The organism is Halorubrum lipolyticum DSM 21995, from assembly GCF_000337375.1.
Taxonomy (GTDB): Archaea; Halobacteriota; Halobacteria; order Halobacteriales; family Haloferacaceae; genus Halorubrum; species Halorubrum lipolyticum.
Genome location: NZ_AOJG01000012.1, coordinates 39,945 through 60,635, shown reverse-complemented (window position 1 = coordinate 60,635; position 20,691 = coordinate 39,945). Strand labels below are relative to the sequence as shown.

At 69.5% G+C, this 20,691-nt stretch carries 21 protein-coding genes; 13 read left to right on the top strand and 8 right to left on the bottom strand.

What is annotated here, in order from left to right:
• The first annotated feature begins 78 nt into the window (after nucleotides 1-78).
• Nucleotides 79-1,260, top strand: coding sequence for an NAD(P)/FAD-dependent oxidoreductase (locus tag C469_RS05015; protein WP_008004419.1), 1,182 nt, complete (start codon nucleotides 79-81; stop codon nucleotides 1,258-1,260).
• Nucleotides 1,261-1,461: 201 nt separating this feature from the next.
• Here C469_RS05015 and C469_RS05010 read toward each other — a convergent pair whose 3' ends face one another.
• Together C469_RS05010 and C469_RS05005 are read right to left on the bottom strand one after the other, a co-directional pair.
• Nucleotides 1,462-1,995, bottom strand: a complete 534-nt coding sequence (locus C469_RS05010; protein ID WP_008004417.1) for an Rrf2 family transcriptional regulator — start codon at nucleotides 1,993-1,995, stop codon at nucleotides 1,462-1,464.
• Nucleotides 1,996-2,062: 67 nt separating this feature from the next.
• A complete protein-coding gene (locus C469_RS05005) occupies nucleotides 2,063-2,278 on the bottom strand; it encodes a hypothetical protein (protein WP_008004415.1) in 216 nt (71 codons plus the stop codon).
• Between the two features lie 100 nt (nucleotides 2,279-2,378).
• On the opposite strand from C469_RS05005, the gene rocF reads away from it, so the two are divergent.
• Complete coding sequence (gene rocF, locus C469_RS05000) at nucleotides 2,379-3,284, top strand: arginase (protein ID WP_008004413.1); 906 nt, start codon at nucleotides 2,379-2,381, stop codon at nucleotides 3,282-3,284.
• Between the two features lie 15 nt (nucleotides 3,285-3,299).
• Here rocF and C469_RS04995 read toward each other — a convergent pair whose 3' ends face one another.
• Nucleotides 3,300-3,596: a DUF7565 family protein gene (locus tag C469_RS04995; protein ID WP_008004411.1), complete on the bottom strand. Its 297-nt coding sequence runs from the start codon at nucleotides 3,594-3,596 to the stop codon at nucleotides 3,300-3,302.
• A 131-nt stretch (nucleotides 3,597-3,727) separates the two neighbouring features.
• Here C469_RS04995 and C469_RS04990 point away from each other — a divergent pair, with 131 nt between their 5' ends.
• Entirely contained in the window at nucleotides 3,728-4,546 is an 819-nt protein-coding gene (locus tag C469_RS04990; protein ID WP_049911047.1) for a PHP-associated domain-containing protein, read from the top strand.
• A gap of 41 nt (nucleotides 4,547-4,587) precedes the next feature.
• Here the strand turns inward: C469_RS04990 and C469_RS04985 are convergent, their stop codons facing one another.
• Nucleotides 4,588-5,091, bottom strand: a complete 504-nt coding sequence (locus C469_RS04985; protein WP_008004406.1) for a metal-dependent hydrolase — start codon at nucleotides 5,089-5,091, stop codon at nucleotides 4,588-4,590.
• 143 nt (nucleotides 5,092-5,234) lie between these two features.
• Between C469_RS04985 and C469_RS04980 the strand changes: the two genes are divergently transcribed.
• On the top strand, nucleotides 5,235-6,338 hold the full coding sequence (locus tag C469_RS04980; RefSeq protein WP_008004403.1) for a pyridoxal phosphate-dependent aminotransferase: 1,104 nt from the start codon (nucleotides 5,235-5,237) through the stop codon (nucleotides 6,336-6,338).
• 294 nt (nucleotides 6,339-6,632) lie between these two features.
• Here the strand turns inward: C469_RS04980 and C469_RS04975 are convergent, their stop codons facing one another.
• The gene (locus C469_RS04975; protein WP_008004401.1) at nucleotides 6,633-7,277 is read right to left on the bottom strand and encodes an FAD-dependent oxidoreductase; all 645 of its coding nucleotides are present in this window, start codon (nucleotides 7,275-7,277) and stop codon (nucleotides 6,633-6,635) included.
• A 304-nt stretch (nucleotides 7,278-7,581) separates the two neighbouring features.
• Between C469_RS04975 and C469_RS04970 the strand changes: the two genes are divergently transcribed.
• The 4 genes from C469_RS04970 (at nucleotide 7,582) to C469_RS04955 (ending at nucleotide 12,921) form a co-directional block, all read left to right on the top strand.
• Nucleotides 7,582-9,339 carry a 2-oxoacid:acceptor oxidoreductase subunit alpha gene (locus C469_RS04970; RefSeq protein WP_008004399.1) on the top strand — a complete coding sequence of 586 codons (1,758 nt, stop codon included), beginning with the start codon at nucleotides 7,582-7,584 and terminating at the stop codon, nucleotides 9,337-9,339.
• A gap of 3 nt (nucleotides 9,340-9,342) precedes the next feature.
• Nucleotides 9,343-10,206: a 2-oxoacid:ferredoxin oxidoreductase subunit beta gene (locus C469_RS04965; protein ID WP_008004397.1), complete on the top strand. Its 864-nt coding sequence runs from the start codon at nucleotides 9,343-9,345 to the stop codon at nucleotides 10,204-10,206.
• A 227-nt stretch (nucleotides 10,207-10,433) separates the two neighbouring features.
• Nucleotides 10,434-11,669 carry a digeranylgeranylglycerophospholipid reductase gene (locus C469_RS04960; RefSeq protein WP_008004395.1) on the top strand — a complete coding sequence of 412 codons (1,236 nt, stop codon included), beginning with the start codon at nucleotides 10,434-10,436 and terminating at the stop codon, nucleotides 11,667-11,669.
• A 64-nt stretch (nucleotides 11,670-11,733) separates the two neighbouring features.
• The gene (locus tag C469_RS04955) at nucleotides 11,734-12,921 is read left to right on the top strand and encodes an acyl-CoA dehydrogenase family protein (RefSeq protein WP_008004393.1); all 1,188 of its coding nucleotides are present in this window, start codon (nucleotides 11,734-11,736) and stop codon (nucleotides 12,919-12,921) included.
• Between the two features lie 63 nt (nucleotides 12,922-12,984).
• Here the strand turns inward: C469_RS04955 and purN are convergent, their stop codons facing one another.
• Nucleotides 12,985-14,589 (bottom strand): phosphoribosylglycinamide formyltransferase, encoded by a 1,605-nt coding sequence (gene purN / locus C469_RS04950; RefSeq protein WP_008004390.1) that lies wholly within the window; start codon nucleotides 14,587-14,589, stop codon nucleotides 12,985-12,987.
• A 168-nt stretch (nucleotides 14,590-14,757) separates the two neighbouring features.
• On the opposite strand from purN, the gene purB reads away from it, so the two are divergent.
• Nucleotides 14,758-16,233, top strand: a complete 1,476-nt coding sequence (purB, locus tag C469_RS04945) for an adenylosuccinate lyase (RefSeq protein WP_008004389.1) — start codon at nucleotides 14,758-14,760, stop codon at nucleotides 16,231-16,233.
• 24 nt (nucleotides 16,234-16,257) lie between these two features.
• On the opposite strand, the gene C469_RS04940 is transcribed toward purB, so the two are convergent.
• A complete protein-coding gene (locus C469_RS04940) occupies nucleotides 16,258-16,935 on the bottom strand; it encodes an SDR family oxidoreductase (protein WP_008004388.1) in 678 nt (225 codons plus the stop codon).
• A 93-nt stretch (nucleotides 16,936-17,028) separates the two neighbouring features.
• Here C469_RS04940 and C469_RS04935 point away from each other — a divergent pair, with 93 nt between their 5' ends.
• The 4 genes from C469_RS04935 to C469_RS04920 all read left to right on the top strand — a co-directional run bounded on the left by C469_RS04935 (nucleotide 17,029) and on the right by C469_RS04920 (nucleotide 19,936).
• Complete coding sequence (locus C469_RS04935; protein ID WP_008004387.1) at nucleotides 17,029-17,370, top strand: zinc ribbon domain-containing protein; 342 nt, start codon at nucleotides 17,029-17,031, stop codon at nucleotides 17,368-17,370.
• 112 nt (nucleotides 17,371-17,482) lie between these two features.
• The gene (locus tag C469_RS04930) at nucleotides 17,483-18,442 is read left to right on the top strand and encodes a sensor domain-containing protein (protein WP_008004386.1); all 960 of its coding nucleotides are present in this window, start codon (nucleotides 17,483-17,485) and stop codon (nucleotides 18,440-18,442) included.
• A gap of 66 nt (nucleotides 18,443-18,508) precedes the next feature.
• Nucleotides 18,509-19,240, top strand: coding sequence for a hypothetical protein (locus C469_RS04925; RefSeq protein WP_008004385.1), 732 nt, complete (start codon nucleotides 18,509-18,511; stop codon nucleotides 19,238-19,240).
• The gene (locus C469_RS04920; protein ID WP_008004384.1) at nucleotides 19,241-19,936 is read left to right on the top strand and encodes a metal-dependent hydrolase; all 696 of its coding nucleotides are present in this window, start codon (nucleotides 19,241-19,243) and stop codon (nucleotides 19,934-19,936) included.
• Between the two features lie 83 nt (nucleotides 19,937-20,019).
• Here C469_RS04920 and C469_RS04915 read toward each other — a convergent pair whose 3' ends face one another.
• Nucleotides 20,020-20,607 carry a PAS domain-containing protein gene (locus tag C469_RS04915; RefSeq protein WP_008004382.1) on the bottom strand — a complete coding sequence of 196 codons (588 nt, stop codon included), beginning with the start codon at nucleotides 20,605-20,607 and terminating at the stop codon, nucleotides 20,020-20,022.
• Nucleotides 20,608-20,691 lie beyond the last annotated feature (84 nt).

The window sequence follows — 20,691 nt, the reverse complement described above, 5'->3', positions numbered from 1 at the left end:
GACGGCTCGTCTTCCGACCGTTCGCCAGTTCAGCGACGTTCCAAAGCGACTTTACCCCCGGACCGCGGAACGACACGCATGACTACACAGGTCGTCGTCGTCGGTTCCGGCTACGCCGGGGCAGGGGCGGTGAAGGCGTTCGAGGACGAGGTCGGCGACGGCGAGGCCGAGCTCACGTGGATTTCGGAGCACGACTACCACCTCGTTCTCCACGAGGTCCACCGCGCGATCCGCAACCCCGCGGTCGCCGAGAAGATCACCATCCCGGTCGACGAGATCAAATCGCCCGAATCCGACTTCGTACAGGGCCGCGTCGTCGACGTCGACACGGACGAGCGCGTCGTCGAGACCGACGACGGGACGACCGTCGACTACGACTACCTCCTGCTCGGCGTCGGCTCCACGACCGCCTTCTTCGGCATCGAGGGGCTCGAGGAGAACGCCCACCAGCTCAAGAGCCTCGACGACGCGAAGGCGATCCACGAGGACGTGCGGTCGGCCGCGGCCGAGGCGACTCGCTCGGAGCCCGTCGAGGTCATCGTCGGCGGCGCCGGCCTCTCCGGCATCCAGACCGCGGGCGAGATCGCGGAGTACCGCGATAAACACCGCGCCCCGATAGAGATCACGCTCGTCGAGGGCCTCGACGAGGTCTTCCCCGGGAACGATCCGCAGCTCCAGGGCGCGCTCCGCCAGCGGCTGGAGGACGCCGACGTTGAGATCCTCACCGGCGACTTCATCTCGAAGGCCGACGAGGACGCGGTCTACCTCGGCGGCGGCGAGGACGAGGAGCCCGAGGAGCTCGCGCACGACGTGTTGATCTGGACCGGCGGCATCACGGGCCAGCCCGAGATCGAGAACGTCGAGGTCGAGAAGGACGAGCGGTCGCACCGCGTCCACGCCGCCTCCGACTTCACCACCAGCGACGACCGCGTGTTCGCAATCGGCGACACCGCGCTCGTCGAGCAGGGCGACGACGACGTGGCGCCGCCGACCGCGCAGGCCGCCTGGCAGGCCGCCGAGGTCGCCGGCGAGAACCTCGCACGCGCCGCACGCGGTGCGCCCCTCCAGTCGTGGGAGCACAAGGACAAGGGGACCGTCATCTCGATCGGCGAGGAGGCGGTCGCTCACGACGTGATGGGCATGCCGATCAAGACGTTCGGCGGCACCCCGGCGAAGCTCCTGAAGAAGTCCATCGCGGTGCGGTGGATCGCGAAGGTCTCCTCGACCGGACGCGGCGTGAGCGCGTTCGGCGACATGTAAGCGCGGCGAAAGCGAGAACCGACGCGAAGACCGGTTTTTCGGCGACGAGATGTCCGGCTCGAGAGCGGCGGTTTCGGCGACTGGGGCGGTTTCGGCGACTGGGGCGGTTTCGACGACCACAACGGAGTCAATCGCGGAGGGTGAGCGGCTTCGCTCGAGGTGTTGGCGGGGTCGCGAAGAGAGAAACGCAGACCGGTACCGTCAGTGCTCGGCGGGCTCGTCGGGCGCGCGCATGTCGTCGATACGGAGGATGAGGATGTTCGCGGTGTCGTCTTTGCCGTCGACGGTCCCGTCGATGACGAGCTTCGAGAGCGGCGTCGGACCGACGGTGACTGAGTCGCCCTCGTGGAACTTCCGGACGGAGCCCTGGACGTGGATCTCGGCGCGGCAGAGCTCGGGGTGGTGGACGCTGGAGAGGTCGATGCCGTCGACGTTAACGCCCGTGACCTCCTCGCCCTCGTGGAAGATCGGAACGTCCGCGGGCTCGTCCATCCGCTGGATGTCGAGGGCCTCGTACGCGTTCGAGGTCGGCTTGTACCCCCCTTTCGGCCCGGGTACGCCCTCGACCAGCTGGAGTGCTTTCAGACTCTGCATCTGGTTGCGGATCGTCCCCGGGTTGCGGTCGACCTCCTCGGCGATCGCCTCGCCTTTGACGGCGTCTTCCTGTTCCCCGTACAGGTTGATGAGGGCCGTGAGGATGCTTTTCTGACTCGACGTGAGCTCGATCGATGACATAGACGCGAATAGATGGCGACCCTGCTTAAATGCGATGGAAGCCCGTTATAAATGATCGTGTGGATTCTCAGGATCGGCGGAGGCGACGGAGGCGAACGTACGCGATCGGGCTGGAGAGCGCCACGACCGCGCCGACGCCGATCAGCGCCAGACCGAGGTCGCCGACGAAGAAGGCGAGCCCGGCGCCGACGAGCCCGATCACGGCGCCGGTGAACGCGACGGCGATCATGGCGCCGATCGGTTCGATGTCGGTCGGAGCGTCGTCGCCCTCGGATCCGCTCATAGCCGTCCGTTGGCGGCCGACCGTGAAAACCCTCGGCGATCTCTCCGCGGCGCGACGGGGATCCGCACCATTCAAGCGTCGCCGCGGCGCTCTCTCCCACATGACCACCGTCAGGATCATCGGCGCGCCGACCGACTACGGGGCGAACCGACGCGGCGTCGACATGGGACCGTCAGCGATCCGCTACGCGGGGCTGGCCGACCAGCTCGCGGGCGCGGACGTCGAGACCGTCGACGCCGGCGACCTCGCGGTCCCCCGCGCCGAGGAGCGCGACCCGGACGCGGAGGCCCCGCGCGACGGGGACGCGAAGTTCCTCCGCGAGACGGCCGACGTCTGCCGCCGGCTCGCGGACGAGGTCGGCGAGACGCTCGCCGCGGGCGACGTGCCGCTCGCGCTCGGCGGTGACCACTCGATCGCCATCGGCTCGCTCGTCGGGTCCGCGCGCGACGCGGAGATCGGCGCGGTGTGGTTCGACGCCCACGCCGACCTCAACACGCCCGCGACGACGCCCTCCGGGAACGTCCACGGGATGCCGCTGGCGGCCGCGCTCGGGCTCGGCGAGTTCGCGGACTCGGACTGGGCGGTGGCGCCAGGGCTCGACCCGGAGAACGTCGCCTTGGTCGGGCTCCGCTCCGTCGACGACGCGGAGGTCGAGGTGATCCGCGACCACGGGTTCGCGGCGTACACGATGTCCGACATCGACGAGCGCGGGATCACGGACGTGGCGGAGGAGGCGATGGCCGAGGCGGCGGCGGGCGTCGACGGCGTTCACGTCAGCCTCGACCTCGACTGGCTCGACCCCAAGGAGGCGCCCGGCGTCGGGACCCCCGTGCGCGGCGGCGTCACCTACCGGGAGGCCCACAGCGCGATGGAGGTCGTCGCCGAGAGCGACGCCGTCCGCTCGATGGAGCTCGTCGAGGTGAACCCGACGCTGGACCAGCACAACGAGACCGCGGAGCTCGCGACGGAGCTGGCCGCGAGCGCGTTCGGAAAGCGGGTGCTCTGAGGGGAGAAGACCCGGTCAGGGACTTCGGTCCAGCTGATCGACGACGCGCTGCAGGTCCGCCTCGCGCTCGATCTCGCGTTTGATCTCCTCGCGGCGGCGGACCGCCGCGGAGTCGGCGTCGTACGCGCGCACGAACTCGGCGCGGGTGTGCTCGTCGAACGCGTGTCGGATAGCGAAGTAGCCGTCCGGGACGATCGTGCCGCACACCTTGCACTCGTGGCGCTGGTGGCCGTTCGTCTGATGGACGATGGCCGACTCCACGTCGTCGAAGCCGGCGTCGCAGCCGTCGATACCGCACGTCCAGCGGGGCATACCATCCCGTCCCCGCCCCGAGGGATTAACGGTTTCCCCCGGCGGTCGCCTCTCGCGTCGCGGGGTCGACCGGGACCGGACGGTCGGTTCGCGGCGAGCCGACGGACGCTTCGCGGTCGAACGATACGCCTTTGCTCGGGCACGAAGAACCCACCTCTGTGACTCGATCGAGAACGCGCGTCGACGCCCACGTCAAGGTGCTCGACGACGACGTCGTGGCCCTCGCGAAGGAACGGGGGATCGACGCGCTCGTGTACGCCCCGCATTTCACTCGCCTGCCGACGATCCGGGAGCGCGCGGCCCGGTTCTCCGACGACGATCTCACCGTGGTCCCCGCGCGCGAGGTGTTCACCGGCGACTGGGGGAACCGGCGACACATCCTCGTTCTCGGCCTGGACGAGCCCGTCCCCGACTACATCACCTTCGAGGCGGCGATGGCAGAGGCGGACCGGCAGGACGCGGCCGTGCTCGCGCCGCATCCGGGGTTCGCGACCATCTCGCTCACCCGTCCGGAGATCGCGGCTCACGGCGCCCGAATCGACGCGGTCGAGACGTACAACACGAAGCTCCTCCCGCACCAGAACGCCCGGACCCGCCGGATCGCCGAGGCCACCGACCAGCCGGGGTTCGGATCGTCGTACGCCCACCTCTCCGGCACCGTCGGCGAGGCGTGGACCGAGTTCGACGGCGATCTGGACGGCGTCGACGCGGTCGTCGACGCCTTCCGCGAGGCGCGCCCCCGAAGCGTGGTCCACCGGGGCGGCGCCGGCCACCAGCTCCGCGGGCTCGTGGAGTTCGCCCACCTCGCGTACGAGAACACGTGGGAGAAGCTCGACCGGCAGTTCCTCTCGGGCGACGAGCCGACCCTCCCGAGCAACGTCGCCTACGAGGGACGGTTCAACGACGTGAGCGTCTACTCCGGGACGCTCTCCGACTACCGGCCGAACTAGGTCGCGGTCGCCGTCTCAGTTCTCCCGACGCGCTGTACCGGTCAGATTCCGAGCCCGGCCGCCGCCTCCGAGGCGGCCGCGGAGAGGTCCAGATCGAGGGTCACGACGTAGGTGTGAATCGCCCAGAAGACCGCGAGTTCGACGGCGGTGACGACCACGGTGACGAGGTCCGCGTACTTGCTGCTCGTCGTCACGCCGGTCGGCATCCCGTACTCGGTGTCGGAGAGCGGGTGGAACAGCGCGATGCCGCGGCGGCTCCCGACCACGTCGAGGACGTAGTGGGTCAACACGCCGATCCAGACGTACTGGAGGTTGCCGAACACGATCGGGTACGCGAGGAAGATCCCCAACACCGGGAGGCTGTGGAGCGTCTTCCGGTGACGGCCGAAGGCCGTGTCGACGTCGGGGAACAGCGCGCCCAACACGATCGGGACGGTGATCTGGGCGGTGGTCCGCGCCGTGGCCATGTCGAGCCCGGGCTCGATGACGAAGCCGAGTCCGAGCGCGAGAAGTAAGGCGTTGAGGACGTGACCGCGTTTGTTCATACCTTCGGGTGGCCGGGGCCGTAGGTGAAACCACCGGATCGGATCGCCCGGGGAATAAGGTCGGCATAACGCACGCAGACGGTCGGTCGAGCGGGGGAACGGCCAGTCGAAAGAGCCACGGCGACCGACGCCGAGCGACCCGTATGGAGTACGAGGAGCCGAAGTTCTTCCACGTGATGCAGTACGCGGCCGCGGCCGACGGGGACGTCATCGACATGGTGAGCGGGAACCCCGACTGGGAGCCGCCGGCCGCGCTGCGGGAGGCGCTCCGCGAGTACGCCGACCTCCCCTCGGAGGCGTTTCAGTACCCGCCGAGCGAGGGGCTGTTAGAGCTCCGGGAGGCGATCGCCGAGCGCCGGAGCGTCGATCCCGACCGCGTGGTGGTCACGAACGGCACCGGCGAGGCCAACTACCTCGCGATGGCGCGCGCGTTCGAGCGCGACGCGGGGGCCGAAGCCCTCCTCACCGACCCCGTCTACCCCTACTACCCAGGGAAGGTGGACATGCTCGGCGGCGATCCGACGCTCGTTCCGACGGAGCGCGACGGGAGCCTCGACGTCGGCGCGATCCGAGAGGCCGCGAGCGAGGACACGGCCCTCGTCGTCCTGAACACGCCGAACAACCCCACGGGAGCCGTGTACGACCTCGACGCGGTCCGCGAGGTCGTCGCGGTCGCGGAGGCGGTCGACGCCCTCGTCGTGGTCGACGAGGTGTACGACCACTTCGATCTCACCGGCGAGTTCGAGTCGGCGCTGACGCTGGATTCGGACCGCGTCATCGTCACCAGCGGCTTCTCGAAGTCGATGGCGATCACGGGGTTCCGCGTCGGGTACGGGGTCTTCCCCGAGGACCACGTCGACAGCGCGAAGACCCGACACATGCTCGTGAACGTCGCCGGGGCGCGTCCCTCGCAGTACGCGGTCCACCACGCGCTCGCGGAGACGCCCCCGGAGTACTACGCGGAGGCCCGCGACCTGCTCGCCGACCGCGCCGACGCCTTCACCGACGCACTCGACGCGGCCGGCGCCGAGTACACCCGCCCGGAGGGCGCCTTCTACGTGCTCGCGCGCTTCGACGACTTTCCCGGGACGATGGCGAACGTGAAGCGGCTCGTCGACGAGGCCGGCGTCGCCGGCATGCCCGGCGAGGCGTTCGGCACCGCGCGCGACGAGTGGATCCGGTTCGCCCTCGTGACGCCGCGGACCGAGGCGGCCGCGGAGCGCCTCGCCGACTACTTCGGGGACTGATCCGGAACAGATGGCGGTGGCGCGCGCCTGCGAGCGGCCACCCTCGGCGGCCGCGAGTAGGGAGAGACCGAAGGTCTCTCTGACAGCCGGCGGCGAAGCCGCCGGCGAGAGCCCGCGAGGGAGCCCGCGACGGCGTTTATAAACGCCGTCGCGGCGCGGCTGGGGCTTTGGGATTGTTTGCCTGAGAGTCAGTGTCAGTCGATTATAAGCGAGGGGCTGGGGCTTTGCAGGAACCCCACGCCGATCCGCAGTCAACTACTTATAAACGATCAGCTGATCTTTTATAAACCGCGTCTAGCCGAAGTTTTCCACCTTCGCCGCGTCGGCGTCGCCGCCGGCCGCCTCGATCGCGGCCTCCGCGTCGGCGACGAGGTCGGCGAAGCCGTAGACGAAGACCGTCTCGCCCTCGGTTCCCGTCAGCGCCGCGGCGACGGCGTCGTCCAGCTCCTCCGCCGCGTCGAGGAGGTGAACCGCGACCCCGCGCTCCGCCAGCGCGTCCAGTCGGTCCGCGTGCGACACGTCGTCGTCCCGGTAGACGACCGCGGCCTCGGCGCCGTCGTCGAGCGCGCGCTCCGCGATGGCGACCGCCGGCCCGACGCCCGGGCCGCCCGCGATCACGACCGCGCGCGGTTCGCCGTCGTAGTGCTGGTCGCCGAACGGCCCGGAGAGCGTCATCTCGGTGCCCGCCTCGGCGTCGGCGAGGAACGCGGAGAATTCGCCGCCTTCGTCGGGGTCGATGCCGACCGTGACCTCGAAGGTGTCGCCGACCGTCGGCGACGAGAGGGTGTAGAAGCGCGCCTCCGACTCGCCGTCGATCTCAGTGCCGAGCTTCACGAACTGGCCCGGTTCGGCGGCGAACCCGTCGGGCGCGTCGAACCGGAGGGCGTACGTGTCGCGGCCGACCGTCTCGACCGCGCTGACCGTCGCTGTGGTGTCCATGACTCCGATCCGATCGGGACACACAAACGTGTTCCCGTCGACGTCGGTGCTGCCCGTGTCGAAACCGGTCCGGGCGCCGCCCGACTCCGGGCGCCGTCTGTTCGACGAGCGTCGAAACTACCGCCGACGATACGAGTCGATCGTGAAAGACTGGGACAACATATGTCCATCCCATCTGGCAAATAACCGGATATGGCCGCCTCTTAGCGACAATATTCGCGAAAAGAGAAACGAACGTTCAGAAATGGATCGATAGCTCCTTCCAGAAGTCTTTTGATGAGTCCGGCGAAAGCTGCGACATAGCATGGCTGCGGATTTCAATTGGGCCGTCGGCGGGGAGGCCGGTGACGGCATCGACTCGACCGGGAAGATCTTCGCGCAAGCGCTCTCTCGGGCGGGTCGACACGTGTTCACGTCGAAGGACTTCGCCTCGCGGATCCGAGGCGGCTACACCGCGTACAAGGTGCGGACCTCCGTCGACAAGGTACAGAGCGTCGTCGATCGCCTGGACGTGCTCATCGCGTTGACCCCGCGGACCATCGAGGAGAACCTCGAGGAGCTCCACGAGGGGTCGGTGATCATCTACGACGGCGAGCGGACCACGATGCAGGACGTGGAGATCCCCGACGAGATGATCGGGATCGACGTCCCGCTCAAACGGCTCGCCGAGGAGGCCGGCGGGGCGATCATGCGGAACGTCGTCGCGCTCGGCGCGGCCTGCGAGGTCGCCGATTTCCCCATCGAGAACCTCGACTCCGCGCTGGAGAAGCGCTTCGCGGACAAGGGCCAGAAGCTCGTCGACAACAACAAGGAGGCCGCCCGCGCGGGGCAGTCGTACGTCGCCGAGGAGTACGACCACGAGTTCGACTACGACCTGGAGACCACCGACGAGGACTACGTCCTGCTCAACGGCGACGAGGCGATCGGGATGGGCGCCATCGCGGCCGGCTGCCGCTTCTACGCCGGCTACCCGATCACGCCCGCGACCGATGTGATGACGTACCTCACGGGTCGGATCGAGCGCTACGGCGGTCACGTGGTGCAGGCGGAAGACGAGCTGTCGGCGATCAACATGGCGCTCGGCGCCGCCCGCGGGGGCGCGCGGTCGATGACCGCTACCTCCGGGCCCGGGATCGACCTGATGACCGAGACGTTCGGGCTCATCGCGACCTCGGAGACGCCGCTCGTCATCTGTAACGTGATGCGCTCCGGCCCGTCGACCGGGATGCCGACGAAACAGGAACAGGGCGACTTAAACCAGATGCTGTACGGCGGCCACGGCGAGGTCCCCCGGTTCGTGCTCGCGCCGACGACCATCGACGAGTGCTTCTGGAAGACGGTCGAGGCGTTCAACCTCGCCGAGAAGTACCAGCTCCCCGTCTACCTCACCGCCGACCTCTCGATGGCGGTCACCGAGCAGACGTTCAGTCCGGACACCTTCGACATGGACGAGGTCGAGGTCGACCGCGGCAACGTCGTCGACGAGACGACGATCGACGACCACATGAGCGAGTCGGGCGGCTTCCAGCCCCACGAGATCACCGACGACGGGATCTCGCCGCGGGCGTTCCCCGGCACGGCCGACGGCGCGCACATGTCCACCGGGCTCGAACACGACGAGCAGGGCCGTCGGACCGAGGACACGGAGATGCGCGTCGAGCAGGTCGACAAGCGCAACCGGAAGGTCGAGACGGCCCGCGAGCGCGAGGACCTGAGTCCGCGCGAGTTCGGCGACGAAGACGCCGACACGCTCGTGATCTCGTGGGGCTCGAACGAGGGCGCGCTCGCCGAGGCGGTCGAGTTCCTCGCGGACGACGGAATCGACGTGCGGGTGCTCTCCGTCCCGTACATCTTCCCGCGGCCGGACCTCTCCGAGGACGTCGAGGCGGCGGAGAGCGTCATCGTCGTGGAGTGCAACGAGCAGGGGCAGTTCGCGGACCTCGTCGAGCACGACGTGTTAGCGCGCGTCGACCGGATTAACAAGTACAACGGCGTGCGGTTCAAGGCGGACGAACTCGCAGACGACATCAGGGAGACCCTCGCGACGGGGGTGGAGGCGTAACCAATGAGCTCAGACATTCGATTCACCGACTTCAAGTCCGACAAGCAGCCGACGTGGTGCCCGGGATGCGGCGACTTCGGGACCATGAACGGGATGATGAAGGCCCTCGCGGAGACGGGGAACGACCCCGACAACACCTTCGTCGTCGCCGGCATCGGCTGTTCCGGAAAGATCGGCACGTACATGCACAGCTACGCGCTTCACGGCGTTCACGGACGCGCGCTCCCCGTCGGCACCGGCGTCAAGATGGCCCGGCCCGACATCGAAGTGATGGTCGCCGGCGGCGACGGCGACGGCTACTCCATCGGTGCGGGCCACTTCGTCCACGCCGTCCGACGCAACGTCGACATGACGTACGTCGTGATGGACAACCGCATCTACGGGCTGACGAAGGGGCAGGCCTCGCCCACCTCCCGCGAGGACTTCGAGACCTCGACGAGCCCCGAGGGCCCGAAACAGCCCCCGGTCAACCCGCACGCGCTGGCGCTGGCGTCGGGCGCGACGTTCATTGCCCAGTCGTTCTCCTCGGACGCGCTCCGCCATCAGGAGATCATCCAGAAGGCGGTCGAACACGACGGCTTCGGCTTCGTGAACGTCTACTCGCCCTGCGTCACGTTCAACGACGTGGACACCTACGACTACTTCCGCGACTCGCTGGTCGACCTGAAGGAGGAGGGCCACGATCCCAGCGACAAGGACGCCGCCAAAGACGTCATCTTCGACGACGAGACGGAGCACCAGGGCGTCATCTACCAGGACGAGGAGTCGGTGCCGTACCACGAGCGCCACGGCGTCGACGAGGACATGTCCGTCATCCCGGACGGCGCGCCCGAGGGCGCGACGGACCTCGTCCGCGAGTTCTACTGAACCGGCACCGGGCGCGAGGCGGTTCGCGATTCGACTCGTTCTACGGCCGCCCCGCGCTCTGACCGTCCCGCGCTCCGACCGCGACGGTCCCCTTGACGACCGCGATCGCGATCCCCGCGATATTCCGACCTCAGCGAACCGCCAAAATCCGGCGACCGAGCCGGGTCACAACCTGTTTGCGACCCGTTTCAGCAAGCCTAATTACGTGGGTCCGTATTCACGGGTATATGGTTGATCGCTACGACGTCGTGATCGCGGGTGCCGGACCGGCGGGCGCCCAGTGCGCTCGCGACCTGGCGACGCGAGGCTACGACGTCGTCGTTCTCGAAACGGAGCCGGAAGACGAGTTCCCCCGTCAGAGCAACAAGTCGACCGCCGGGACGTTCCCGTCGATGATGTCCTCCTTCGGAATCCCCGACGACGTGGTGATGTCGTACACCGACGACGTGGTGTTGGAGTCACCCAACAGCCACTACAAGAGCTACCAGCCCGGCGCGGTGTTGGAGTTCGCCGAGTTCAAGCGGTTCCTCGTCGCCGACGGCCGCGAGAACGGCGCCGAGTACCGGTTCGACTCGCGGGTGTCGCGACCGATCCTCGACGAGGACGGCGTCATCGAAGGCGTCCGGTACAACGGCGACGAGGAGGTGTACGCCGAGGTGGTCGTCGACGCCACCGGTCCCGCGGCGCCGATCGCGAGCGCGCTCGACGTGGTCGACCTCGAACGCGAGAACCAGGCGATCGGTATCGAGTACGAGATGGAGGGCGTCGAGATGAACCACCCGGAGTACGCCGACCTGCGCCGGGCGATGATGCTCCGACTCGATCACGACATCGCACCCGGCGGCTACTCGTGGATCTTCGCCACCGGCGGCGACACCGCGAAGGTCGGGATCTGTTACATCCAGAACGACCGGCACCGCGAGTTCGCCCAGGAGGGACAGACCGTCGACGGCTACCTCGACGCGTGGGTCGACCGCGACCCGCGGTTCGCCGACGCCGAGGTGATCGACGGGAAGGTCCACCGCGGCTCCGCGCACATCCAGATGCCCGACGAGATGCACACCGACCGCTTCCTCGCGATCGGCGACACGGTCCCCTCCATCGACCCGCTGTGGGGCGAGGGAATCCACAAGGGGATGAAGTCGGCCCGCGCCGCGGCGGCCACCGTCGACCGGTGTCTCACCGACTCGAAGCGTCGCCTCGACGCCGAGAGCCTCGCGGTCTACGAGCGGCTCTGGCACCGCGACGTGGCCCCGCGGATGAAGTCGCGGCTGATGCTCACGCGGCTGCTGTACCTCGCGCCCAACGAGCGCTACGACCGGTTTATGCGCGATCTCCGGAAGACCGAAGAGAACACGCTCGAGAAGGCGAACCAGGGCGAGAAGGGGGCGATGGCGAAGCTGCTCCACCTCGACGACATCCCGCTGTTAGCGAAGTTCGCGCGCGAGCAGTTGGGGTCGTAGGGGCGGACGCTCCGGATTCTCGACCTCCAGAACCGTTTTGTCCGGCGGTTACGCACTACCGACTATGCTCGATTACGTGGGATTGGAGGCGGACCTCGGCGAGGAGGAGCGACTCATCCGCGACACGGCCCGGGAGTTCGTCGACGAGCGGGTGCGCCCCGACATCGGCGACCACTTCCAGGCGGGGACGTTCCCGACGGATCTGATCGAGGAGATGGGCGAGATGGGGTTTTACGCGCCGAACCTCGACGGGTACGGGCTCCCGAACGTCTCCGAGACGGCGTACGGTATCCTGATGCAGGAGCTGGAGGCGTGCGACTCGGGGCTCCGGTCGATGGCGAGCGTGCAGGGAGCGCTGGTGATGTACCCGATCCACGCCTACGGCAGCGGCGACCAGAAGGAGCGGTGGCTGCCGGCGCTCGGGGAGGGCGAGGCGGTCGGCTGCTTCGGACTGACGGAGCCGGACCACGGCTCGAACCCCTCGGCGATGGAGACCACGGCGCGGAAAGACGGTGACGCCTACGTCCTCGACGGGTCGAAGACGTGGATCACGAACGCGCCGATCGCCGACGTGGCGGTGGTCTGGGCGCGCGACGAGTCGGGCGGCGGGGAGGACAGCGGGAGCACCGGCGAGGCCCCCGTCCGCGGGTTCCTCGTCGAGACGGACCGCGACGGCGTGACCACGAACGAGATCGACGACAAGCTCTCGCTGCGCGCGTCGATCACCGGCGAGATCAGTCTGCAGGGCGTGCGCGTCCCCGAGGCGAACGTCCTCCCCGGCGTCTCGGGGATGAAGGGGCCGCTCTCGTGTCTCACGCAGGCCCGCTACGGGATCGCGTGGGGCGCGGTGGGCGCGGCGCGGGACTGCTTCGAGCAGGCGCGCGAGTACGCGCTCGACCGCGACCAGTTCGGCGGGCCGATCGCCCGGTTCCAGCTCCAACAGGAGAAGCTCGCGGAGATGGCCACCCAGATCACCACGGCCCAGCTGCTCGCGTACCGGCTCGCGGAGCTGAAAGAGCGCGGCGACCTCACGCCCCAGCACGTCTCGATGGCGAAGCGGAACAACGTCCGCACGGCCCGAGACCAGTCGCGGGTCGCCAGAGAGATGCTCGGCGGCAACGGGATCACGACCGACTACTCGCCGATGCGTCACATGGCCAACATGGAGACGGTGTACACCTACGAGGGCACCCACGACATCCACACGCTCGTGCTCGGCGAGGACCTGACGGGCATCGCGGCGTACGAGTAGAGATCGGAACCGATCGGCGTGTGAGTAGCGGGCCGGAATCGGCCGACGACCGACGGCGCCGGCTCAGTCGTGCCGGAAGCAGCGCGAGCCGGTGAACGCCATCGCCATGTCGTGTTCGTCGGCCGCGGCGATCACGTCCTCGTCGTTGACGGAACCGCCGGGCTGGATCACGGCCTCGATCCCGGCCTCGGCCGCCTCCTCGATCGCGTCCGGGAAGGGGAAGAAGGCGTCCGAGGCCATCACCGCGCCCTCGGCGGACTTCCCGTCGGCGTCCTTCTCCGCCTTCATCGCCGCGAGCGTGACGGCGTCGACGCGCGACACCTGTCCCATTCCGACGCCGACCGTCTCGGTGCCGGTCGCGAACAGGATGCCGTTCGACTTCACGTGTTTGAGCGTCTGCCACGCGAACAGCATCGTCTCCAGCTGCTCGTCGGTGGGCTCGCGTTCGGTGACCACGTCGAGGTCGGCGGCCGCCGGCGACTGTCGGTCGCGCTCCTGTACCAGTCGCCCGCCGACGACCGGCTTCTCCGTGAACCGCTCGGAGAAGCGCTCGTCGCCCTCGCCGAGCGGACCCACGTCGAGCACGCGGAGGTTCTTCTTCTCCCGGAGCACGTCGAGCGCGCTGTCGGTGTAGCCGGGCGCGACGACGACCTCCTTGAACGAGTCGACGACGGCGTCGGCGGTGTCGGCGTCGCACTCGCGGTTCACGGCGACGATGCCGCCGAACGCCGACTTCGCGTCGGTGCGGAGCGCGCGGTCGTACGCGTCCACGAGCGTGTCGCTCGTCGCGCAGCCCGCCGGATTCGTGTGCTTGATCACGGCGGCCGCGGGCTCGTCGAACTCCTTGACGAGGTTCAGCGCGGCGTCGGCGTCGTTGTAGTTGTTGTACCCCATCCCCTTCGCGCCGGGGTTCAGCTGGGGCGCGTCGACGACGCTCGCCTCCTCGCAGCCGTCGTCGACGTAGAGCGCGGCGTCCTGGTGGGGATTCTCGCCGTACCGCAGCGTGTCGGCGCGCTCCTCGGAGACGAACCGCCGCTCGGGGAAGTCGCCCCCCTCGTCGCCGTCGACGGATACGTTCACGGGCGCGTCGTCGCCGTCGCGTTCGAGCGTCACTCGGTCCTCCGCGAACCACCGCACGGCCCGCGGGTACGCCGTGAACTCGGCGTCGCGAAGCACTCGGTCTTTCAGCGCGTCGGCGTCGTCGCCCTCGTAGACGGGTACCGGCTCCTGCGTGACGATCGGGCCGGCGTCGACCTCCTCGGTGACGACGTGAACGGTGCAGCCGGTGGTCCGGACGCCGGCGTCGAGCACCTGCTCGTGGGCGTCCGTACCGGGGAACGCGGGCAGCAGCGAGGGGTGGACGTTCAGCGTCGTCGGCGCCGCGTCGAGGAACTCGTCGGTGAGCACGCGCATGTACCCGTCCAGACAGACGAGATCGAAGTCGTACCCCGCCAGTCGGTCGGCGATCCGTCGCTCGTGCGACTCGCGCGACTCGCCCGCCTCGCGCTCGACGACCTCCGTCGGGATCCGACGCTCCGTCGCGGCCTCCAGCACGGGGGCCTGTTCGCGGTTGGTCAGGACGACCGACAGCTCCGCGTCGCCCGGCGCCGCGTCGGCGATGTGTCTGAGGTTCCGTCCCCGGTTGCTCGCGAGTCCGGCGATCTTCATACGCGAGTGGTCCGACCGATCGCGTATATCGATTGCGGTCCGCTCCGGTCGTGTGTTCACGTTCGCGGATATATTCCGGGCGAGACGACGGCGAAGACCGAAAACGGATCCACGTCCGTGCCACTCCTCATCGACACGCTTTTGCTGGCTCCAGCGGCAGTCGCGGACATGACGGACGCCGACGACACGCCCGGCGACGACGCACCGGCCGACGAACCGATCTCCGGGCTGTCGCGCTCGGACCCGCTCGCGGCGGTGTCTCCGCTCGACGGGCGGTACGCCTCCCGGACCGCGCCGCTGTCGCCGTACGCGAGCGAGGCCGCGCTCATGCGCGCCCGGACCCGCGTCGAGGTCGAGTACCTGATCGATCTGGCCGGCCTCGACGCGACCCCGATCGCGCTCGACGAGGCGGCCGAGTCGGCGCTTCGGGGGGTCTACGAGGAGTTCTCCGCCGAGGACGCTCGCCTGATCAAGGCGCTGGAGGTCGAGGGCGCGCAGGGGTACGGCGCGACCAACCACGACGTGAAGGCGGTCGAGTACTTCCTGCGGGTCCGACTCGACGGACTCGAGGAGTCGGGGACGATCGCGGACGGCGAGGCGCTGTACCCGTGGATCCACTTCGGGCTCACGAGCGAGGACGTGAACAACCTCGCGCACCGCCTCCTGGTGAAGGGGGCCGTGAGCGAGGTGATCGTGCCCGCGATCCGCGAGGTCCGGGACGCGCTCGCCGACCTCGCGCGGGAGCACCGCGAGACGCCGATGCTGGCGCGCACCCACGGCCAGCCCGCGACGCCGACGACGTTCGGCAAGGAGATGGCCGTGTACGCCTCGCGGCTCGGTCGCGCGCTCGGTCGAGTCGTCGTCGCCAACGGCGACCTCTCCGGCAAGCTCGCCGGTGCGTCGGGGACCTACGCCGCCCACGACGCGGCCTACCCCGAGGTCGACTGGCGGGCGTTCGCCGAGTCGTTCGTGCGCGGGCTCGACCTCGAACACACCCCGCTCGCGACGCAGGTGAACCCCTGCGACGACCTCGCGGCGCTGTTCGACGCGCTGCGCGGCGTCAACAACGTCCTCCTCGACCTGGACCTGGACGCGTGGCTCTACGTCTCCGACCGGTACCTCGGGCAGCGGACCGTCGAGGGCGAGACGGGCTCCTCGACGATGCCGCACAAGGTGAATCCGATCGACTTCGAGAACAGCGAGGGGAACCTCTCGAAGGCGAACTCGGACCTCACCTTCCTCGCCGACTACGTGACGACCTCGCGGCTCCAGCGCGACCTCTCCGACTCGACGGTCAAGCGCAACGTGGGCGCCGCCCTGGCGCACTGCCTGATCGGCTACTCGAAGGCCGGCGACGGGCTCGCGACGGTCGTCCCGAACGAGGCCGTCATGCGCGAGGAGCTGGCGGCGACGCCCGAGGTGATCGGCGAGGCCGTCCAGACGATCCTCCGACGCGAGGGCGACACGGGGGCGTACGAACGCGTGAAGGACCTGACGCGGGGGAAGCGCGTCACCCTCGACGACTTCCGCGACCTCTTCGACGACCTCGACGTCGACGAGGGCGTCCGCGAGGAGCTCAAGACGCTGACCCCCGCCGGGTACGTCGGCGTCGCCGACGAGCTGGTCGACGATATCGACGCGTAGCCGCCACTCGATCGCCCGGATCGGTCACTCCGCCCGCAGGTCGAGCTCGCTCGTCGCGAGTCCCGGCCGGTCCACGAGCCGGCGGTACTCCGCGGCGAGGTCGGCGGCGTCGATCGCGATCCGGTCACCTGTCTCCTCCGCCTCCGTCGAACTCTCCGCCGGTCGGACCGCCGATCCGATCCGGACGTAGGTGACGGTGACGTCGTCGAGGGCGGCGTCCAGAGACTGGGCGAGTCCACGAGCGGCCGGGCCGACGGCGCCCCACTCGATCTGTTCGGTCACGGGAGGCTCCGCGAACGTCGTTCCGCTGAACAGGACGGTCCCTTCGGTCTCTCGTAGATCCCGAAGGGCCGCGCGGACGCAGGCGAGCGACCCGCCGACCCGGACGTCGAAGATTGAGCGGAGGCGCTCGACGTTCGCCTCGTCGACCGGGCGTCCGCCCCCGCCGCTGGCGTTCAACACGAGGACCTCGACGGGGCCGAGCTCGGTTCTGACCCGTTCCATCGCCCGTTCGACCGCAGATCGGTCCGTAACGTCAGCCGCTATCGATACCGCATCGGAACCGAGCTCCGCCGCGAGAGGGGCCGTCACCCGGTCGCTCCGCGCGAGCATCGCGACGGCGAACCCGTCAGCGTGGAACCGGCGAGCGACCGCGGTCCCGATGTTCGGTCCGACCCCAGCGACGACGACGACGCGCGACATAGACTCGCATCGTACGGCGTCGTGGAATAGCTTGTGGCGCCCCGTCACATGCGGGCACAACGCTCAATTGGCTGGTCGTTGAAAGCCGAACTGATGCCCTCCGACGACAACGACAGCGGGACGGAGTACTCCGTCTTCGACGACGAAGCGAGCGACGAGCGAGCCGACGCGGGCGACGGCGATCGCGCCGACCCCGACGCGACTCGAACCGGGGAACGGCCCGAGTCGCTGGCGGCCGGGGACGACGACGGCTGCCCGAAGTGCGGACACGAGGAGACGGAGACCGACGAAATCGCGACGAGCGGCACCGGACTCACGAAGATGTTCGACGTTCAGAACCGCAAGTTCGTCGTGGTCTCGTGTGCGAACTGCGGCTACTCGGAGCTGTACAAAGGACAGTCGACGGGGAACGCCATCGACTTCTTCATCGGCTGAGCGAGCCGCGGCGCCGACGGCTCCCGCGACCGTCCCGTCGCGGCTCTCGGGCCGTCCCGCGGCCCGGCGAGCGACCGATTTATGTCGACAGCGAAACCGTTTGTGAGCGCACATGGTCTCCCTCAGATCACCCTCCGCTCTCCCGGTCGTCGGCGTCCTCGTCGACGGCCGGACGTACAGACACCTGTTGTACCTCCTGCTCGCGATCCCGCTCGGGTTCCTCTACTCGATGCTGTTCTCGTTCGGGTTCGTCTTCGGACTCCTGCTCTCCGTGGTGCTCGTCGGGTTCGTCGTCCTGCTGGCGACGCTCCTCGGCGCCCGGATCGCCGCCGGCTTCGAGCGCTGGCTCGCCGACCGGCTGCTGGGCACGGACCTCGAGCGGTACGACGACGTGCCCGCCGACACGGACGGCGCGGTCGCCGGCGTCAGGAAGTACGTCGACGCGGCGTCGACGTGGCGGGGCGTCGGCTTCCTCCTGCTGAAATACTTCGTCACCGTGCTCGCGTTCGTCCCGCTGGTCGCGCTCGCGGCCGGACTCCCGCTCGTTCTCGCCCCGCTGCGGTACCCATACGTGGCGAACTTCGGCGAGTCCAACGGGGAGCCGGTGACGTGGGCGATCGACACGCTCCCTGAGGCGCTGCTGGCGGTCCTCGTCGGCGTCGTCGCGGTGCTCGTGGCCCTTCACGTCACGAACCTCGTCGCGTACGTCTGCCGGCAGATGGCGACCGCGCTGCTCGGAGAGCCGACGGGAGACGGGTCGGGGACCGTCCGGGAGTCGGTGGCGGACGACGGCAGCGACTCGGCGACGAGTGACGCCGGTCCGTCGAAGACCGGCGACTCGGCGGAGAGCGACGCCCCGCCGACGGGCGACGACGCGTTCATCCCGGCGGACGCCGTGGAGCCGGACTCGGACGCAGTCGAACAGAACTCGGACGCAGTCGAACAGAACTCGGACGCAGTCGAACAGAACTCGGACGCAGTCGAACAGAACTCGGACGCAGTCGAACAGAACTCGGACGCAGTCGATCGGAACTCTGGCGACGGCCCGGTACGGGACGACGACCGGGCCTGATCCGCCACCGTTTCGCGGCGACTCCGCCCCCGGAGCGCTTATTCTCGTGGGAGTGTCAGGGTCGGTATGGCACCGACGCTGGTCAGCGCCGCCGTCGGCGCGGTGCTCGCGGCGGCCCTGCTCGGCGCCGCGTTCGACCGGCGCGCGGTCGCGGTCGTCGTCGCGGCCGCGGTCGCTCCCGATCTCGACGCGGTCGCGAGCCTCGTCGTTCCGGGCGCGACGAACGCCCTCCTCCACGCCCTCTGGCTCCCGCTGCTCGCGGCGGTCGCGCTCTACCGGGACACCGCCGTCGGCACCGACTCTCGGGTCCGCGCCCGGTTCGGGTGGCGGGGCGTGCGGGTCGCGTGGGTCGCGCTGGCCGCGTTCGTCGCCGCGGGCGTCGGGCCCGACCTGTTCGGCGGCGAGGGCGCGAACCTGCTGTACCCGGTCCACGACGCCTACTACCGGATCGACGGCCGTCTCGTCTTCTCGACGCGTGAGGGGATCGTCCAGACGTTCGTCGCGCTCGGTGCGGAGGGGCCCGGGATCCTCCCGTTTCGGAGCCCCGGCACGACCGCCTCGCACGTGATCCCGACCTTCGCGAACCCCGACGGGCGACCGGGGCTCTCTCTCGGCGCGGACCGGACGCTGTACCTCGTCCGGAGCGGCTGGCAGCTAGTGGTCGTCGCCGCGGGGGCGGCGCTGCTCGCGGTGCGGTTCGCGCGGGTACGCCGCTCGCGGGAGTCCGCCGGGGGGAACGGAGACGGAGGCGGAGCCGAGACCGACGCCGCGACCGACCGAACGGAGGCGACCCGATAAATGGTCTCGACGGTCGTCCACGCGGGGTTCGCGCTCGCGCTCGCGGTCGGGCTCCTCGGCGACTACTACGACCGGCGAGCGCTCGCGGTCGTCCTCGCGGTCGTCGTCTTCCCGGAGGTCGACAGCTTCCTCGGCCCGGTCATGCCGGGGGCCCACCGGACGGTCGGTCACAACCTCGTGCTCCCCGCGGCGGTCGCGGCGCTCCTCTACTACGACACGCGGCTGCGGGGCCGGTCGACGCTCCGCGACCGGCTCGCCGACCGGTTCTCGGAGCGCAGTGCCGAGCGGTGGATCGCGGTCGCGTGGGTCGGCCTGTTCGTGCACGTGTTCGCGCACGTCGCGCTGGACTGGGTCCACCTCGAGGGGGTGAACGCGCTCTGGCCGCTTCGAGACCGCTTTTACGCTCTGAACGGAGAGGCGCTGCTCTCGTCGACCGACGGGTTCGTACAGACGTTCGTCGACGTTCGAGTCGATCCGGAGACGGGGGCCCGTCGGGTCGACGCGGGCGGAGGCGGAACGACCGACACGGTGCACGTGAACAACCCCGTCGAGCCGCGCGACCCCCGAGAGGTCACGGACGAGCCGGTCGACAGGCGGTTCCCGGTCGCGAGCGCCGGCTGGCGGCTCTACCTGATCGGACTGGGGCTGTTCACGCTCGTCGCTCGGCGGCTGCAAAGCGCCGATCCGCGTCGGTAGGTGCGGACCCCCCCGAGCGACGCGGCCTCCCGCGGAGGGCTGACACCGACCCCGGAGTCGGAGAGCTCACACCGACCGCGGCATCACCGCTCCGCGTCTCCGATTCGCTCGGTCGGTCCCTCGACTGCGGCCTGCACCGCGGCCTGTACCGCGGCCCAGTGGGTGATGGTCCCGTCGTCGCCGCGGAGCGGTCGGAGCGAGACGCGGTTCAGAAACGGCGTCCCGTCCCGCCGGTGGTTCCACACGTCGACGGTGACGGCCTCCCAGATCGACACCGCTTCGCGTAGCTTCGCGACGGCCGCGGGGTCCGTGCGGGGACCCTGCAGCAGCCGCGGGTTGCGACCGCGGAGCTCGGCGAGCGAGTAGCCGGTGCGGTCGCGGAACGTCCGGTTCGCGTACAGGATCGGCGTGTCGCGGTACGCCGGCCCGCACAGCGTGACGCCGATCGGGGCGGTGTCGAGGAGCCGAACCCGGTCGATCAGCCGGCGGTCGCGCTCGGTGAGCGCCGGGAGGTCGTCTCGGTCTCCGCGGTCGGCGTCGGCGGCCACCTCCGTGCCCGCCCGCCCCCGGTCCGACGTGACGCCGTGGCGCGAGACGAACTCGTTGAACCGCGTCCGGACGGCGTCGCCGTCGCACGCGAGGAGGTCGAACGCGTCTTCCCTGATCCCCATCTGACGACCGATCGCAGGGCTCGACGGGGCAAGTGGCTGTCGCCGCTCGCGTTCCCGGTCTCGGAGACGGCGACCCCGGTGTCG

Bases quoted from the DNA above. Each gene is read 5' to 3' on its own strand.
- C469_RS04965 (WP_008004397.1), top strand. From the start codon at position 9,343: ATGAGCTCAGACATTCGATTCACCGACTTCAAGTCCGACAAGCAGCCG.
- rocF (WP_008004413.1), top strand. From the start codon at position 2,379: ATGACCACCGTCAGGATCATCGGCGCGCCGACCGACTACGGGGCGAAC.
- C469_RS04935 (WP_008004387.1), top strand. From the start codon at position 17,029: ATGCCCTCCGACGACAACGACAGCGGGACGGAGTACTCCGTCTTCGAC.
- C469_RS04985 (WP_008004406.1), bottom strand. From the start codon at position 5,091: ATGAACAAACGCGGTCACGTCCTCAACGCCTTACTTCTCGCGCTCGGA.
- C469_RS04940 (WP_008004388.1), bottom strand. From the start codon at position 16,935: ATGTCGCGCGTCGTCGTCGTCGCTGGGGTCGGACCGAACATCGGGACC.
- C469_RS04925 (WP_008004385.1), top strand. From the start codon at position 18,509: ATGGCACCGACGCTGGTCAGCGCCGCCGTCGGCGCGGTGCTCGCGGCG.
- C469_RS04995 (WP_008004411.1), bottom strand. From the start codon at position 3,596: ATGCCCCGCTGGACGTGCGGTATCGACGGCTGCGACGCCGGCTTCGAC.
- C469_RS04975 (WP_008004401.1), bottom strand. From the start codon at position 7,277: ATGGACACCACAGCGACGGTCAGCGCGGTCGAGACGGTCGGCCGCGAC.
- C469_RS04970 (WP_008004399.1), top strand. From the start codon at position 7,582: ATGGCTGCGGATTTCAATTGGGCCGTCGGCGGGGAGGCCGGTGACGGC.
- C469_RS04920 (WP_008004384.1), top strand. From the start codon at position 19,241: ATGGTCTCGACGGTCGTCCACGCGGGGTTCGCGCTCGCGCTCGCGGTC.
- C469_RS04980 (WP_008004403.1), top strand. From the start codon at position 5,235: ATGGAGTACGAGGAGCCGAAGTTCTTCCACGTGATGCAGTACGCGGCC.
- C469_RS04915 (WP_008004382.1), bottom strand. From the start codon at position 20,607: ATGGGGATCAGGGAAGACGCGTTCGACCTCCTCGCGTGCGACGGCGAC.
- C469_RS04960 (WP_008004395.1), top strand. From the start codon at position 10,434: ATGGTTGATCGCTACGACGTCGTGATCGCGGGTGCCGGACCGGCGGGC.
- purB (WP_008004389.1), top strand. From the start codon at position 14,758: ATGACGGACGCCGACGACACGCCCGGCGACGACGCACCGGCCGACGAA.
- C469_RS05005 (WP_008004415.1), bottom strand. From the start codon at position 2,278: ATGAGCGGATCCGAGGGCGACGACGCTCCGACCGACATCGAACCGATC.
- C469_RS05015 (WP_008004419.1), top strand. From the start codon at position 79: ATGACTACACAGGTCGTCGTCGTCGGTTCCGGCTACGCCGGGGCAGGG.
- C469_RS04955 (WP_008004393.1), top strand. From the start codon at position 11,734: ATGCTCGATTACGTGGGATTGGAGGCGGACCTCGGCGAGGAGGAGCGA.
- C469_RS04930 (WP_008004386.1), top strand. From the start codon at position 17,483: ATGGTCTCCCTCAGATCACCCTCCGCTCTCCCGGTCGTCGGCGTCCTC.
- C469_RS05010 (WP_008004417.1), bottom strand. From the start codon at position 1,995: ATGTCATCGATCGAGCTCACGTCGAGTCAGAAAAGCATCCTCACGGCC.
- purN (WP_008004390.1), bottom strand. From the start codon at position 14,589: ATGAAGATCGCCGGACTCGCGAGCAACCGGGGACGGAACCTCAGACAC.